General features: G+C 71.5%; 15 protein-coding genes. 11 read left to right on the top strand and 4 right to left on the bottom strand.

The annotated features are described in order from the left end of the window. Window positions 1-19: 19 nt before the first annotated feature. Both coaA and HP507_RS06250 read right to left on the bottom strand, forming a co-directional pair. A complete protein-coding gene (gene coaA / locus HP507_RS06245) occupies window positions 20-964 on the bottom strand; it encodes a type I pantothenate kinase (RefSeq protein ID WP_175350961.1) in 945 nt (314 codons plus the stop codon). 109 nt (window positions 965-1,073) lie between these two features. Next, window positions 1,074-1,559: a glutathione peroxidase gene (locus tag HP507_RS06250; protein ID WP_175350962.1), complete on the bottom strand. Its 486-nt coding sequence runs from the start codon at window positions 1,557-1,559 to the stop codon at window positions 1,074-1,076. A gap of 70 nt (window positions 1,560-1,629) precedes the next feature. Between HP507_RS06250 and glmS the strand changes: the two genes are divergently transcribed. Genes glmS through tsaE form a run of 5 tightly spaced genes read left to right on the top strand, consistent with a single transcriptional unit; the run spans window position 1,630 to window position 6,615 of the window. Further along, window positions 1,630-3,477, top strand: a complete 1,848-nt coding sequence (gene glmS / locus HP507_RS06255) for a glutamine--fructose-6-phosphate transaminase (isomerizing) (protein WP_175350963.1) — start codon at window positions 1,630-1,632, stop codon at window positions 3,475-3,477. Between the two features lie 6 nt (window positions 3,478-3,483). Then, the gene (locus HP507_RS06260; protein ID WP_175350964.1) at window positions 3,484-3,858 is read left to right on the top strand and encodes a holo-ACP synthase; all 375 of its coding nucleotides are present in this window, start codon (window positions 3,484-3,486) and stop codon (window positions 3,856-3,858) included. Further along, window positions 3,855-4,958, top strand: a complete 1,104-nt coding sequence (gene alr / locus HP507_RS06265; RefSeq protein ID WP_175350965.1) for an alanine racemase — start codon at window positions 3,855-3,857, stop codon at window positions 4,956-4,958. Before HP507_RS06260 ends, alr (HP507_RS06265) begins: the two co-directional genes overlap by 4 nt. Beyond that, a complete protein-coding gene (gene alr, locus HP507_RS06270; protein WP_175350966.1) occupies window positions 4,955-6,115 on the top strand; it encodes an alanine racemase in 1,161 nt (386 codons plus the stop codon). The genes alr (HP507_RS06265) and alr (HP507_RS06270) overlap by 4 nt, the downstream gene beginning before the upstream one ends. Continuing rightward, entirely contained in the window at window positions 6,112-6,615 is a 504-nt protein-coding gene (gene tsaE / locus HP507_RS06275) for a tRNA (adenosine(37)-N6)-threonylcarbamoyltransferase complex ATPase subunit type 1 TsaE (RefSeq protein ID WP_333781368.1), read from the top strand. Before alr (HP507_RS06270) ends, tsaE begins: the two co-directional genes overlap by 4 nt. A 69-nt stretch (window positions 6,616-6,684) precedes the next feature. Here tsaE and HP507_RS17545 read toward each other — a convergent pair whose 3' ends face one another. Then, the gene (locus HP507_RS17545; protein ID WP_217508538.1) at window positions 6,685-8,520 is read right to left on the bottom strand and encodes a hypothetical protein; all 1,836 of its coding nucleotides are present in this window, start codon (window positions 8,518-8,520) and stop codon (window positions 6,685-6,687) included. Window positions 8,521-8,759: 239 nt separating this feature from the next. Here HP507_RS17545 and tsaB point away from each other — a divergent pair, with 239 nt between their 5' ends. From tsaB to HP507_RS18345, 4 genes are all read left to right on the top strand, one after another. Next, window positions 8,760-9,386, top strand: coding sequence for a tRNA (adenosine(37)-N6)-threonylcarbamoyltransferase complex dimerization subunit type 1 TsaB (gene tsaB / locus HP507_RS06285; protein ID WP_175350967.1), 627 nt, complete (start codon window positions 8,760-8,762; stop codon window positions 9,384-9,386). Then, on the top strand, window positions 9,383-9,913 hold the full coding sequence (gene rimI, locus HP507_RS06290; RefSeq protein ID WP_175350968.1) for a ribosomal protein S18-alanine N-acetyltransferase: 531 nt from the start codon (window positions 9,383-9,385) through the stop codon (window positions 9,911-9,913). The genes tsaB and rimI overlap by 4 nt, the downstream gene beginning before the upstream one ends. Continuing rightward, entirely contained in the window at window positions 9,900-10,955 is a 1,056-nt protein-coding gene (gene tsaD, locus HP507_RS06295; protein WP_175350969.1) for a tRNA (adenosine(37)-N6)-threonylcarbamoyltransferase complex transferase subunit TsaD, read from the top strand. The genes rimI and tsaD overlap by 14 nt, the downstream gene beginning before the upstream one ends. Before the next feature lie 82 nt (window positions 10,956-11,037). Beyond that, window positions 11,038-11,820 carry a DUF4190 domain-containing protein gene (locus HP507_RS18345; RefSeq protein WP_175350970.1) on the top strand — a complete coding sequence of 261 codons (783 nt, stop codon included), beginning with the start codon at window positions 11,038-11,040 and terminating at the stop codon, window positions 11,818-11,820. Between the two features lie 32 nt (window positions 11,821-11,852). Here the strand turns inward: HP507_RS18345 and HP507_RS06305 are convergent, their stop codons facing one another. Continuing rightward, on the bottom strand, window positions 11,853-13,055 hold the full coding sequence (locus tag HP507_RS06305) for a class I SAM-dependent methyltransferase (protein ID WP_175350971.1): 1,203 nt from the start codon (window positions 13,053-13,055) through the stop codon (window positions 11,853-11,855). A gap of 162 nt (window positions 13,056-13,217) precedes the next feature. Between HP507_RS06305 and groES the strand changes: the two genes are divergently transcribed. Further along, on the top strand, window positions 13,218-13,514 hold the full coding sequence (gene groES, locus HP507_RS06310; protein ID WP_071292506.1) for a co-chaperone GroES: 297 nt from the start codon (window positions 13,218-13,220) through the stop codon (window positions 13,512-13,514). Between the two features lie 149 nt (window positions 13,515-13,663). Beyond that, window positions 13,664-14,626: an EamA family transporter RarD gene (rarD, locus tag HP507_RS06315; RefSeq protein WP_175350972.1), complete on the top strand. Its 963-nt coding sequence runs from the start codon at window positions 13,664-13,666 to the stop codon at window positions 14,624-14,626. Window positions 14,627-14,670: the final 44 nt, after the last annotated feature.

Genomic DNA, 14,670 nt, shown 5'->3' on the forward strand with positions numbered 1-14,670 from the left:
TCCGCGCTCCCCGCGCCCGTCAGATCTTGCGGAGCAGCACCGACGAGACCTTGTGGTCCGCCGCCTTCTTCAGCACGAGGGTCGCGCGGGAGCGGGTGGGCAGGACGTTCTCGATGAGGTTCGGCTCGTTGATCGCCCGCCAGACCTGCGTCGCGGTCTCGATAGCGTCGGAACGGGAGAGTGACGCGAAGCGGTGGAAGAAGGAGTCCGGGCTCGCGAACGCCTCTTCCTGCAGGGCCAGGAACCGGTCGACGTACCAGGCCTCGATGTCCTTCGTCTTCGCGTCGACGTAGATCGTGAAGTCGAAGAGGTCGGACAGCGCCAGCCGCCCGTGCACCGGCGGCGCGAGCACGTTCAGCCCCTCGACGATGAGGACGTCCGGCTGCCGCACCACGATCTCGGCATCGGGCACGATGTCGTACACGAGGTGCGAGTAGTACGGCGCGCGGACCTCGGCGGCACCGCTCTTCACCTGGCTGACGAAGCGCAGCAGGGAACGGCGGTCGTACGACTCCGGGAAGCCCTTGCGGTCCATGATCCCGCGCCGCTCGAGCTCGGCGTTCGGGTACAGGAACCCGTCCGTCGTCACGAGCTCCACCCGCGGGGTGTCCGGCCAGCGCTTCGTCAGTTCGCGGAGGAGACGGGCGACGGTGGACTTCCCGACGGCCACCGAACCGGCGACGCCGATGACGAACGGCGTACGTCCGGCCCGCTCACCGAGGAACCGGCTCGTCTCGGCGTGCAGGTTTCGCGCCCCGGCTGCGTACAGCGTCAGCAGCCGTGACAGGGGCAGGTAGACCTCCTGCACCTCCTGCATGTCGAGCCGGTCGCCGAGGCCGCGCAGCTGCACGATCTCGGTCTCGGTCAGGGAGAGGTGCTCCCTGGGGGCGAGCTGCGACCACTCGCGACGCGGGATCTCCACGAAGGGGGTCGGGTGCGCGACGGCGGTGTCCGGGATCGGCATGGGACCGAGCGTACTGACTGGAGGCGCGGTGCAGGTGAGCCGACCGGCTCACCTGCACCGCGCCTCCCGTCCGACTGCCGTGCGTGCGTCGGCGCCGCAGCGCCCGTCGTCAGGCGGGGAGCGCCGCCTCGATGGCGGCGATCACCTGCGGCGCGTCCGGCTTCGTCGTGGGGCGGAAGCGCGACACGGTGCCGTCCGGCGCGACCAGGAACTTCTCGAAGTTCCACGTGACGCGACCCGCCTTGCCGTCCGCGTCCGGTGTCTCCTTGAGGGCCTTGTAGAGCGGGTGCGCGCCCTTGCCGTTCACCTTGACCTTCTCGGACATCGGGAACGTGACGCCCCACGTCGTGGAGCAGTACTCGTCGATGGCCTCGGACGTGCCGAGCTCCTGCAGGAACTGGTTGCTCGGGAAGCCGAGCACGGTGAAGCCCCGCGGCCCGTACTCCTTCTGGAGCGCCTCGAGCTGCTCGTACTGCGGCGCGAGGCCGCACCGCGACGCGACGTTCACCACGAGCACCGCCTTGTCCGCGAACTCGCCGAACGTCGTCTCCGAACCCTGCAGCGTCGTGATCGCGATGTCGTCGAACCGTCCCATGTCCCAAACGTTATCCCCAGCCCTGCTCCTTCGCAGGGTCGGTGCCGAGGCAGACCGTAGGATCGTCCCCATGTGTGGAATCGTCGGCTACGTCGGCAGCAACAGCAGCCAGGACGTGCTCCTCGGTGGTCTCCGTCGGCTCGAGTACCGCGGCTACGACTCGGCGGGCATCGCCGTCGTGGACGGGACGCAGGAACTCGCCTCCGCGAAGAAGGCGGGCAAGCTCCAGGCCCTGGTCGACGAGCTGGAGTCGCACCCCATCGCCGACGGCGGCACCGGCATCGGGCACACCCGCTGGGCGACGCACGGCGGCCCGACCGACGGCAACGCGCACCCGCACCTGGCCGACGGCGGCAAGCTCGCGCTCATCCACAACGGCATCATCGAGAACTTCTCCGAGCTGAAGCAGGAGCTGCTCGACGAGGGCGTCGAGTTCCTCAGCGAGACCGACTCCGAGGTCGCCGCGCACCTCGTCGCCCGGGCGTTCCGGCAGACGGGTGACCTGACGAGTGCGATGCAGCAGGTCGTGCAGCGACTCGAGGGCGCCTTCACGCTCCTCGTCGTGCACGCCGACCAGCCCGGCGTCGTCGTCGGCGCCCGACGCAACTCCCCGCTCGTGGTGGGACTCGGCGACGGCGAGAACTTCATGGGCTCCGACGTCGCCGCGTTCGTCGCGTACACGCAGCGCGCCCTCGCCATCGGGCAGGACGAGATCGCGACGATCCGCCCCGACGGCGTCGACGTCATCCACTTCGACGGCACCCCGGCCGCCCCGAGCGAGTTCGAGGTGAACTGGGACGCCTCCGCGGCCGACAAGGGCGGCTGGACGTCCTTCATGGCGAAGGAGATCAGCGAGGAGCCCGAGGCCGTCGCGAAGACCATCCTCGGCCGTGTGCACGACGGCGCCGTGACCCTGACGGACCTCGACCCGATCGCCGAACGCCTCCAGCAGGTCGACCGGGTCATCGTCATCGCGTGCGGCACCGCGGCGTACGCCGGCATCCTCGGCAAGTACGCGATCGAGCAGTGGGCACGCGTCCCGGTCGAGGTCGAGCTGGCCCACGAGTTCCGCTACCGCGACCCGGTCCTGAACGAGCGGACCCTCGTCGTGTCGATCAGCCAGTCCGGCGAGACCATGGACACGCTCATGGCCGTGAAGTACGCGCGCGAGCAGGGTGCCCAGGTCCTGTCGATCTGCAACACCCAGGGCGCGACGATCCCGCGCGAGTCCGACGCGGTGATCTACACCCACGCCGGACCCGAGGTCGCGGTCGCGTCGACGAAGGCCTTCATCGCCCAGGGCGTCGCGCTCTACCTGCTCGGGCTGCACCTCGCCACGCTGCGCGGCACGCTCACCGCCGAGCAGATCGCGGAGCAGGTCGCCGAGCTCGAGGGGCTCGCGCCGAAGCTGCAGCAGACCATCGACGACGCCTCCGGCATCACGGACCTCGCCCGCTGGATGGCGGACACGCGCAGCGTCCTGTTCCTCGGGCGCCACGTCGGCTACCCGATCGCGCTCGAGGGTGCGCTGAAGCTCAAGGAGCTCGCCTACATCCACGCCGAGGGGTTCGCTGCCGGTGAGCTCAAGCACGGTCCGATCGCCCTCATCGAGCCGGGGCAGATCGTCTTCGTGATCGTGCCGTCCCCGCGCGACCCGCGGTCGCTGCACTCCAAGGTCGTGTCGAACATCCAGGAGATCCGCGCACGCGGTGCCCGGGTGATCGCCATCGCGGAAGAGGGCGATGCCGCCGTGCTCCCCTTCGCGGACGAGGTCCTGCGCATCCCGCTCGCGACGCCGCTGTTCGAGCCGCTGCTCGCCGTGGCGCCGCTGCACATGTTCGGCATGGAGCTCGCCGCGGCGAAGGGTCTCGACGTCGACCAGCCGCGCAACCTCGCGAAGTCGGTCACCGTCGAGTAGTCGGCGATGATCATCGGCATCGGGGTCGACGTGGTCGACCTGGAGCGGTTCGAACGGGTGCTGACCCGGACGCCCGCGATGCGCACGCGGCTGTTCACGCCGTCGGAGCTCGTGCGGGACGGTGAGCCCCGGCCGATCGCCTCGCTCGCCGCCCGGTTCGCGGCGAAGGAGGCACTGATCAAGGCGTTCGGGTCGAGCGCGGGGTTGAGCTGGCAGGACCTCGAGGTCGTGTCGGACGACCAGCGGAACCCCTCGCTGACGCTGCGCCAGGGAGCGCGGCAGGTCGCCGACCGGCGCGGGGTCGCGAGCGTGCACCTGTCGCTCTCGCACGATGGAGGGATCGCGACCGCGTTCGTGGTCCTGGAAGGGGACGTCCAGTGAGTGGGTACACCGGGATCACGGTCGACCGGGAGGCCCTGATCGCCAACTACGCGACGGTCGCCGCACAGGTGGCCCCGTCCGGCGTCATCGCGGTCGTCAAGGCCAACGGCTACGGCCACGGCGCGGCCGAGGCCGCGCAGGCGTTCGTGGACGCCGGGGCGGAGTGGCTCGGCGTCGCCGACATCGACGAGGGCGTCGCACTCCGGCACGCGGGCATCGACGAGGGCGTCCGGATCCTCGCCTGGCTGCACGCCCCCGACGAGGACTTCCGTCGTGCAGCCCAGTACGGCATCACGCCGGCGGTGTCGAGCGTGTCGCAACTCTCGGCGGCGGCGGACTCCGAGGTCCCGGCGGTGCACGTCTGCGTCGACACCGGTCTGAGCCGCAACGGCGCGGTCGAGTCCGAGTGGCCCGAGCTCTTCGAGACCGCCGGGCGCCTCGCACGGGGGAGCGGACGGACCCGGGTCGAGGGCCTCATGTCGCACCTGTCGAACGCCTCGCGTGCGGACGACCTCGACCAGGACGCCGCGCTCCAGCGGGCGCTCGACGGTCTCGCGGCGAACGGGATCGTCCCGGACATGGTGCACCTCGCCGCCAGCGCCGCGAGCATCGCCGTCCCGGAGACGCGTCGCGACGCCGCACGGGTGGGCCTCGCGCTGTACGGTCTCAGCCCGTTCGCTGACCGCACCTCGGCCGACCTCGGCCTGCGCCCGGCGATGCGGGTGACCGCGTCGGTGCTCCGCACGGTGCCGGTCCGCGCTGGCGACGGCGTCAGCTACGGCTACACGTGGCGGGCGCCGGCGGACACCAGGCTCGCGGTCATCGGGCTGGGGTACGCCGACGGCTTCGACCGTGACTTCGGGAACCGGGTGTCGGTGCGGATCGGCGACCGGACGTTCCCGGTCGTGGGTCGGGTCGCGATGAACGCCATGCACGTGGACATCGGGGACGCCGAGGTCCACGTGGGCGACGAGGCCGTGCTCTGGGGCGACCCGGCGAACGGCGACCCCGCGGTGGAGGACTGGGCAGCGGCGGTCGGCACGATCAACTACGAGGTGGTCGCCCGGGTCGGCCGCAGCGTCGAACGGAGGACGTCGTGAACGCGCCGCTGCGCCGGGCCGAGATCGACCTGGACGCCTACCGCGCCAACCTCGACCTCGTCCGCGAGTGGATGGACCCCGTCGAGCTCATGGCGATCATGAAGGCCGACGCGTACGGGCACGGCCTCGAGCCGATCGCCCTCGCCGCGGTCGACGCCGGCATCCGGTGGATCGGCGTGCTCACGGTGCCCGCAGCCCTGCGCCTGCGGTCGATCGGTGTCGGCGAGGACGTGCACCTGTTCACGTGGCAGCACGACCCGTCGCTGGACTTCCGGGACGCGATCGACTCCGCGGTGGACCTCGGCGTCTCGAACGTCCCGGAACTGCAGCGGGTGATCGACGCGGTCGACCAGCGGCCCGCGCGCGTGCACCTCGGGTTCGACTCGGGCCTCCACCGCGACGGTGCGACGCCCGACGACTGGCCGGCGCTGGTGTCGCTCGCACGGGACGCCCAGCGCGACGGGCGTATCGAGGTCGTCGCCGCGTACACGCACCTCGCGGAGTCCTCCGACGACGAGGACGCCTCCGCCGTCGCGCTCTTCGACGCCGCGGTCGAGCAGGCCGACGGCCTCGGCCTCGACGTCCCGATGGAGCACGTCGCCGCGTCGCTCGCCGGCCTGGAACGCAAGGAGTTCCGCAAGGACATGGTCCGGATGGGGGCGAACCTGTTCGGCATCCCGGGCGCGGACGGCGTCTCGGCAGCGGACCTCGGCCTCGAACCCGTGATGACGCTCACCGCCTCGGTCGCGAAGACGAAGCGCGTGCCCGTCGACACCGGGGTCTCCTACGACTACACGTACCGGACGACCACCGAGACGACACTCGCGCTCGTGCCGGTCGGGTACGCCGACGGGGTCCCCCGGCTCGCGCAGGGCCGGGTCGAGGTCGCGATCGGCGGCAAGCGCTACCCGATCGCGGGGCGCGTCGCGATGGACCAGTTCCTGGTCGACGTCGGCGACGACGACGTCCGCATCGGCGACACCGTCGTGCTGTTCGGCACCGGCGAGCACGACGAGATGACCGTCCTCGAGTGGGGGGAAGCCCTCGGCACCATCGGCGAGGAGATCGTCTGCCGGATTGGCTCCCGCGTGCCCCGGGTCTACGAGGGTCACCGGGTGGAGGGGCACGTCGCGGAGTACCTGCGGGGCGAGCGGTGAGCCCCGTCCTCCTCGACACCACGGTCGCGACCACCGACGAGATGGGCGCGCTCGGTGCGCGGCTCGCCGCGGTGCTGCACGCCGGGGACGTCGTCGTGCTGACCGGACCGCTCGGCGCCGGCAAGACGACGCTGACCCGCGGGCTCGGGGCGGCGCTCGGAGCCCGCGGCCAGGTGTCGAGCCCGACGTTCGTGCTCGCCCGGACGCACCCGACCACGGCGGGGCCGGACCTCGTGCACGTCGACGCCTACCGGCTGTCCGACCCCGTGGAGCTCGACGACCTCGACCTCGACTGGGACGCGTCGATCGTGGTGGTCGAGTGGGGGCGGGGGTTCGTGGACGGCATCTCCGAGAGCGTCCTCGACGTCGAGATCGTCCGCGCCACCGGAGCCGACGCCGGCGACGTCGGCACCGACCTCGACCCGGACGACGTCCCCGACGAACCGCGCCGCGTCATCGTCACCGCGACCGGACCACGCTGGGCCGACGTCGCCCTGTGAACGAGCGCGTTCGTCGAACGCCGGCCGGCCCCGGCGCACTCGTGCACCGGGGCCGGACGTCGGCGAGCATCAGCCCGCGATCGGCTTGAGGTCCGCGGTGATTCGTCCGCTCTGACCCTCGACCGTGAGCCGGACCACCTCGGAGTCGAAGGTGCGGGGGAGCTCGATCGACCACTTCCCCTGACCGGCGGCAGCGGCCTGGAGGAGGTGGATCCCGTTGTTCCACGCGCTCACGAACACGTTGCTGTGTGCGTTCGCCGTACCGGAGAGCGTGATCGTCTCGCCCGGGGTGTACTCGAGCCCACCGGTGATCGTGAGGTCGTGCTGTGTCGGGGCCTGGCCGTCGCCGTTGCCGGGCTTGAGCCAGGTGGTGATGGTGGTGCCCTGGCCACCGATGGTCAGCTTGACCGCTTCGGTGGTGAACGTCTTGGGCAGGTCGATCGACCACGTGCCGGAGCTGTCAGCCTTCCCGGAGGCGGGGAGGGACAGCCCCGCGCTCGGAGCCGAGATCGTCACCGTGCTGTGGGCGTTGGCGGTCCCGGTGACGGTGATCTTCTCGCCGGGGGTGTATCCGAGCCCGCCCGTCGCTGCGAGGTCGTGCTGCTTCGGGGCCTGGCCGTCGCCGTTGCCGGGCTTGAGCCAGGTGGTGATGGTGGTGCCCTGGCCGCCGATGGTGAGCTTGACCGCTTCGGTGGTGAACGTCTTGGGCAGCTCGGCTGTCCAGACTCCCCGGGCGTTCGCAGTGGCGTACACGGGGATGGTGATGCCGTCGTTGTAGGCGGCGAGTGACACGGTGGAGTGGGCGTTGGCGGTCCCGGTGACGGTGATCTTCTCGCCCGGGTTGTAGCCGAGCCCACCGGTCGCCGCGAGTTCCCGCTCGACAGGAGCGCCGGGGTCGACGGGGTCGACGGGGTCGGTCGGGTCGACCGGGTCGACCGGGTCGGTCGGGTCGACCGGGTCCACCGCGTCAGCGGGACGGATCCGTGTCTTGACCTCCGTGCCACGCGACCGTACCGAGATGTCGAGCGAGGTTCCGTCGAGGGGCTTCTGGATCGTGCGCGACCAGTTGCCGTCGGCATCCGCTCTGGTCCAGAGAGCGACGCTCGCATCCGTCGACTGGAGCGTCACGACAGCGTCAGGCGTCGCCTTGCCGTGCAGCGTAGCGGGTTCGTCAGCGGTGTACTCGAACTCGTCGGCAACCGCGAGCTGTGGGTCTCCCGGGGCGAGTCCGTCCGGGTTGCCCGGCTTGAGCCACACGAACGCGCTGTCGCTCTGGAGATCGCCGTCGTGTCCGGACTCGTGCACGGACACCTCGACCGGGCGGTCGTGGAGGTCCTCGTCGATCCTGAACTCCCAGTTCCCGTCGGCGTCGGAGTAGGTGGTGCCCGCCCTGAACTCGTAGGAGGTGATCACGACCAGACGGTGTCCGCTCGTCTTGCCGGTGAGGACGACGGGTTCGCCAGGCGTGTACCCGAGACCGCGCACGCTGAGCGGGTGGTGCACCGGGGCGGCTCCGTCGCCGTTGCCCGGCTTGAGCCAAGCCTGCGTCCGAGCATCCCCGGCGGCGATCTCCAGCAGTTTCGCATCGCCGTCGAGGGTCACACCGAGATCGAGCGCCCAGCGCCCGGAGGAGTCGGCCATGGCGACGCGGTCGACGAGGCCTCCGCGGACGGTCCGGACCGTGACGAGCGCGTGCGCGGGCGCGATCCCCCGGAGGACGACCGATTTCCCGGGGACGTACCCGAGGCCGTCCGTCACACTGATCTCCGCCCCGTCGGCGCTGCGTGCGGACACGGCTTCCGGCAGCTGCGTTGCGTTGGCCGTCTGGGTGCTCAGGGTCCCGCCGGCGAGGAGCGCGAGCCCCAGCACTCCGGCCGTGCAGTTCTTCAGGATGGTCGTCGTCATGTTCGTCGCTTTCGTTGGGGTTGCTCGAACGCGAAGCGTGCGTTCAGCGCTGGGTGAGGGTGATGGTGACCTCGTCGCCGCACCGAGGACGCAGCGCTGACGAGCGATCGGGCGGATCTTCATGGCGGTCTCCCGTGCGGTGGTACTGGACGTTTCAGTGCCATTTCGAGACGGACGATCGAGACGATCGAGTCCCGTGCCGGGCGTTCGCCGGTGCGGAGGATGCCTACGATGGACGGGTGCTGCTCGTGATCGACACCTCCGCCGGAACGTCCGTCGCCGTCGTCGACCCGACCACCGGCCGACCCCTCGCGGAGCGCAGCACCGAGGACAGCCGCCGCCACGCCGAGGTGATCGGCCCGTTCCTCGCCGAGGTCCTGACCGAGGCCGGTACCGCCCCCGCGGACGTCACGGGCGTCGTCGCCGGCATGGGCCCGGGCCCGTTCACCGGCCTCCGTGTCGGCATCGCCGCCGCCCGCACCTTCGCTGCCGCTCGCGGCGTCCCCTTCCTGCCCATCGTCAGCCACGACGCGGTCGCAGCCGACCAGTCGCAGGGCGGTCCGTTCGTCGTCCTCACGGACGCGCGTCGGCGCGAGGTCTACTGGAGCGCGTACGACCAGACCGGTACGCGCATCGCGGGTCCGGGACTCGCGAAGCCGGCGGACCTCGACGAGGCGATCCGCGCCTCCCGTCCGGAAGCCGCGGGCTGGGACCGCGTGACCGTCACCTCCATCCCGGCCTGGAGGCTCGGCTCGCTCGCCGCGGACACGCTCGCCTCCGGCGGTTCCTTCGCCGACGACACCCCCCTCTACCTCCGCGATCCGGACGTCACGATGCCGGGTGCACCGAAGCGGGTGAAGCAGTGAGCCTGCCGGACGGGCTGCGCCTGCGGCGCGCACATCCGCAGGACCTCGACGACGTCATGTGGCTCGAGCACGCCTCGTTCCCGACCGATGCCTGGTCGGCGTCGCAGATGTCCGGCGAGCTGTACTCGCCGCACGGGTACTACGTCGTCGTGGAGACCACGGACGACGGCGCACCGACGATCGTCGGGTACGCCGGGCTCTCGTCGCTCGCCGGCAACCCCGTCGCGGACGTCCAGACCATCGCGGTCGCGGCCGACCAGCGGGGCCGGGGCATCGGCCGCGTCCTCTTCACCGAACTGCTCGACGAGGCGCGTCGCCGCGGTGTGCACGAGGTGTTCCTCGAGGTCCGCGCCGACAACCCCGTCGCACAGGCGATGTACACCGCGTTCGGGTTCGAGCGGATCGCCGTCCGTCCGCGCTACTACCAGCCGGACGGCGTCGATGCGTGGGTGATGCGGGCGGAGCTGTCGCCCGCGACGAGCCGGCCCGGACCGATCGGACAGGAGACACTCGATGAGCACCGCTGAACCACTCGTGCTCGGCATCGAGACGAGCTGCGACGAGACGGGCGTCGGGATCGTCCGCGGCAGCACGCTGCTCGCGAACGTCATCGCGTCGAGCATGGAGGAGCACGCGCGCTACGGCGGTGTCGTGCCCGAGGTGGCCGCGCGGGCGCACCTCGAGGCGATGACCCCGACGCTCACCGCTGCGCTCGACCAGGCGGGCGTCACCCTCGACGACCTCGACGCCGTGGCGGTCACCGCCGGTCCGGGGCTCGCCGGAGCACTCATGGTCGGTGTCGGCGCCGCGAAGGCGCTCGCCGTGGCGACGGGCAAACCGCTGTACGGCGTGAACCACCTCGTCGGGCACGTCGGCGCGGACGTCCTCCGCGCGGACGGCAGCGCGATCGAGCTCCCGACGGTGGCGCTCCTGGTGTCCGGCGGGCACACGTCCCTGCTGCTCGTGCGCGACCTCGTCGGCGACGTCGAACTGCTCGGCGAGACGATCGACGACGCCGCCGGGGAGGCGTTCGACAAGGTCGCGCGCCTGCTCGGCCTGCCGTACCCGGGTGGCCCGCAGATCGACCGGGCGGCGGCCGACGGCGACCCGACGGCGATCCGGTTCCCCCGCGGGCTGACCCTGCCGAAGGACATGGCGGCGCACCGGTACGACTTCTCGTTCTCCGGGCTGAAGACGGCCGTCGCGCGGTGGGTCGAGCGCTGCCGCGACGAGGGACGTGAGGTCCCCGTGGCCGACGTCGCCGCCAGCTTCCGGGAAGCCGTGGTGGACGTGCTCGTCACGAAGGCGTTGAACGCCTGCCGGGACACCGGTGTGGACCGGCTGCTGCTCGGTGGCGGTGTCGTGGCGAACGCCCGCCTCCGCCAGGTCGCGACGGAGCGGTGCGAGGCGGCGGGCGTCGAGCTGCGGATCCCGCCGCTCGACCTCTGCACGGACAACGGCGCGATGATCGCGGCGATCGGGGCGAAGCTCGTCGCCGAGGGGCACGCGCCGAGCGACCTCGGGATCGCGGCGGACTCGACCCTGCCGGTGACGACCGTCCAGGTCTGACGGCCGTCGTCCGCACCGGCCCCGAGCGCGTGTGGGAGGATTCACAGGGCACCGACGAACCAGGTGCCGAGAGGGGTGGACGGTGTCCGATCAGAACCATTGGCCGAAGCCGGGCGAGACGACTCCGGAGGGTGGCGCGTCCGCGAACCAGCCGGCAGGGGAGCAGAGGGCGCCGTCGAGCGCGACGCAGCCCGAGTACGGCCAGCCGCAGCAGTACGGTGCGTCGGCGCCCGAGGCTCCGGCCGCGGCCCCGTCCGACCCGTGGGCGCAGTCCGGCCAGGGTGCCGCAGCCCAGGGCGTCTCCGAGGGCCACACAGCTCCGCAGAACCCGTACGCCGCACCGCAGAACCCCTACGCCGCACCGCAGAACCCCTACGCCGCACCGGGCCGGCCGAGCGGGCAGCCGGGGTACGGCGCTCCGCAGAACCCCTACGCCGCGCCCCACAACCCGTACGCTGCCCCGCAGGCGCCGAACGCGAACCAGTACGGCGTTCCGCAGGGGGCCAACCCGTACGCCGCTCCCGGCGCGTACTCCTCGGTCGGGTACCAGCCCTACGCCCAGCGCCCGAGGACGAACACGCTGGCGATCCTGTCGATCGTCTTCGCCTTCGGCGGCGTCATCATCTGGCCGCTCGTGATCCTCACCAGCCCGGCCGGCGCGATCATGGGCCACATCGCCCTGGGCAAGATCAAGCAGTCCGGCGAAGGCGGCCGCGGCCTGGCGCTCGCCGGGATCATCGGCGGGTGGGTCCTCACCGGCCTGTTCATCCTCGTCGTCGGGCTCATCATCGTGCTGACCGCAGTCGGGAGTTCATACTCCGACAACTACGACTACGGCTACGACTCGGGCGCCTTCATCGGCTGACCCCACCGGGGTCCGCGTCCGCGCCCCGCGCCCTACCCGGCCACGTCGGCGAGCCGCTCGCACAGGATCGCGGTGTGCCGTCCCTCCAGTCGGGTGAGCACGAGCGTGACGCGACCGCGCCCGCGGAGACGCAGCCGCTTCCGGAACTGCGCCGGGTCGACGTCGACGCCGCGCTTCTTGATCTCCACCGTGCCGATGCCGTCCGCTGCGAGCCGTGCGGCGAGCTTCTTCACGTCGAGCGGCATCGTGTCGAGCACCCGGAAGCCCTGTGCGAAGGGCGTCGTGACGGCCCGGTCCGAGGTGATGTAGGCGATGCCCTCGGACAGCATGCGCCCGTCGATGCTGCGCGCGAGGTCGCCGATGAGCCGTGCGCGGATGACCGCGCCGTCGGGTTCGTAGAGGTACTCGCCGATCGGCCCGACGGCCTCGTCCGGGGCATCCGCGGCGCCGGTGAGCTCGGCGACGCCGTGCGGCCCGATGACCGTCGCGGCGCGCCGGACGCCCGGTCGCGCCAGCGGGCCGAACCAGAGGGCGAGCTCGACGACCTCGCGGTCGACGGACGTCCACTGCGCCTCGGCGGTGTCGGGGATGAGGTCGCGGTCGACTCCCGGGCCGAGTTTCACGCCCGTCGGGGTCGTCGTGGCGGCGGCGAACACGGTGTCGAGGGACGGTGACCACTCGTCCGGGTCGGTGAGACGTTTCGTGTTCGTGTGTCCGGAGGTCCGTCGTGCCGGGTCCATCCACACGCCGTCGACGCGCGACAGGTCGAACGCCGCCGCGTCCCCGAGTTCGACCCGTGCGTGGTCCCAGGGCGACAGGTTGTGGGTCGCCACGGCAGCGGTCACCTCGTCCCGGTCGACCGCGGTGACGTCGAGGTCGAGCGCGGCCATCGCCATGGCGTCGCCGCCGATGCCGCAGCCGAGGTCTGCGACGCGGGTGAGCCCGGCCGCCGCGAAGCGTCCTGCGTGCTGGGCGGCGACCTGCAGCCGGGTGGCCTGTTCGAGCCCGGCCTCGGTGAACAGCATCCGTGCCGCGAACGGACCGAACTTGCTCAACGCTCTCTGCCGGAGCTTCGCCTGCGTCAGCACCGCGGCCACGAGCCCCGGGTCGTGCCCCTCGGAACGCAGCCGTGAGACGACCCGGACGATCTCACCGCCGTCCGAGACGGCCGGCGTACGGTCGAGCAGGGCCATCCCCTCGGGGGTCAGCAACTGGGCGAGGTCGGCGGCTTCCACCCGACGATCCTCCCAGGTCGCCGGGAGCCCGGGTGGACGTTGGCACTCGGATTGACCGAGTGCCAACGACGCCCTAGAGTTGGGGCGTTGGCACTCTCCTGTGCGTAGTGCCAACCCGGTTTTCATCTGTACCGAGTCAGTACCGAGAAAGAAGAGGTCACCGTGGCCGTCAGCATCAAGCCGCTCGAGGATCGCATCGTCATCCGCCAGGTCGAGGCGGAGCAGACCACCGCTTCCGGTCTGGTCATCCCGGACACCGCGAAGGAGAAGCCCCAGGAGGGCGAGGTCGTCGCCGTGGGTCCGGGTCGTATCGACGACAACGGCAACCGCGTCCCGCTGGACGTCGCCGTGGGTGACAAGGTCATCTACTCGAAGTACGGCGGAACCGAGGTCAAGTACTCGGGCGAGGACCTCCTCGTCCTCTCGGCCCGCGACGTCCTCGCGGTCATCGAGCACTGAGACCTGCGTTCTCCGTCACGAACGCCCCGCTCGGCTCCTCGCCGGCGGGGCGTTCGTGCGTCCGGCTGCGGTCGGGCATCGGTCGCCCGCTCCGTTCTGGAGGCGCGATGCGGCCCCGCCGTGTCGGTGTGGCTTCCTAGGATGGTTCCGTGAGTGAACCGAGTCCGTCGCGTCCCGCCCGCAGCGAGGCATCCGTCGGCGTCGTGCAGGCGATCGTCGCGTACGGGCTCTGGGGTCTCATGCCGCTGCTCTTCGCGGCGATGGCCCCCGCCGGCGCGTTCGAGATCGTCGCCTGGCGGGTCGTCTTCGGCCTGGTGTTCTGCGCCGTCGCGATCGCCGTGACCCGGTCGTGGCTCCGGACCCGCTCCCTGATGGCGCAGCGCCGGGTGATGCTCGTGATGGGGCTCGCCGCGGTGCTCATCCTGGTCAACTGGACCGTGTACGTCGCCGCGACGACGACCGGCCACACGGTCGAGGCCGCCCTCGGGTACTTCATCAACCCGCTCGTGACGATCGCGCTCGGCGTGGTGGTGCTCCGCGAGCGCCTGCGTCCGGCGCAGTGGACGGCGGTCGGCATCAGTGTGGTGGCGGTCGTGGTCATCGCGGTCGGGTACGGCCGGATGCCGTGGATCTCGCTCGCGCTGGCCTTCTCGTTCGGCCTGTACGGCCTGGTGAAGAAGCGGGTCGGCGGTACGGTCGACGCCCTGAGCGGCCTGACGATCGAGACGGTGTGGCTGCTGCCGGTCGCCGTCGTCGCCCTGGTGGTGCTCGCCGTGACGGGCTCGGGCGGTGGGGTGACGTTCACGAGCGAGGGCTGGGTGCACGTGCTCGTGACGGTGCTGACCGGGCCCGCGACGGCGGTACCGCTGCTGCTCTTCGCGTCCTCGGCGCGTCGTGTGAGCCTGTCCACGCTCGGGTTGACGCAGTACCTCGCGCCGATCATGCAGCTGCTCGTCGGGGTCGTCGTGCAGCACGAGCCGATGTCCGGCGCGCGCTGGTTCGGCTTCGGGATCGTCTGGCTGGCCCTGGTCATCCTGACGGCCGACTCGTTCGTGGCTGCTCGGTCGTCGCGGCGCCGGGCGTTCCCGTCCGCTGCGGCCGAGCCGGTCTGACGGGGCCGCACCGCGCCTCCAGGCCCGCCCCGCGACCGCTGACC

This window comes from Curtobacterium pusillum (assembly GCF_013359865.1).
GTDB classification, from domain to species: Bacteria; Actinomycetota; Actinomycetes; order Actinomycetales; family Microbacteriaceae; genus Curtobacterium; species Curtobacterium pusillum.

What these genes read in the sequence shown, in the direction of transcription:
- HP507_RS06250 (WP_175350962.1), bottom strand. Translation starts at nt 1,559, where the DNA reads ATGGGACGGTTCGACGACATCGCGATCACGACGCTGCAGGGTTCGGAG.
- HP507_RS06260 (WP_175350964.1), top strand. Translation starts at nt 3,484, where the DNA reads ATGATCATCGGCATCGGGGTCGACGTGGTCGACCTGGAGCGGTTCGAA.
- glmS (WP_175350963.1), top strand. Translation starts at nt 1,630, where the DNA reads ATGTGTGGAATCGTCGGCTACGTCGGCAGCAACAGCAGCCAGGACGTG.
- tsaD (WP_175350969.1), top strand. Translation starts at nt 9,900, where the DNA reads ATGAGCACCGCTGAACCACTCGTGCTCGGCATCGAGACGAGCTGCGAC.
- HP507_RS17545 (WP_217508538.1), bottom strand. Translation starts at nt 8,520, where the DNA reads ATGACGACGACCATCCTGAAGAACTGCACGGCCGGAGTGCTGGGGCTC.
- coaA (WP_175350961.1), bottom strand. Translation starts at nt 964, where the DNA reads ATGCCGATCCCGGACACCGCCGTCGCGCACCCGACCCCCTTCGTGGAG.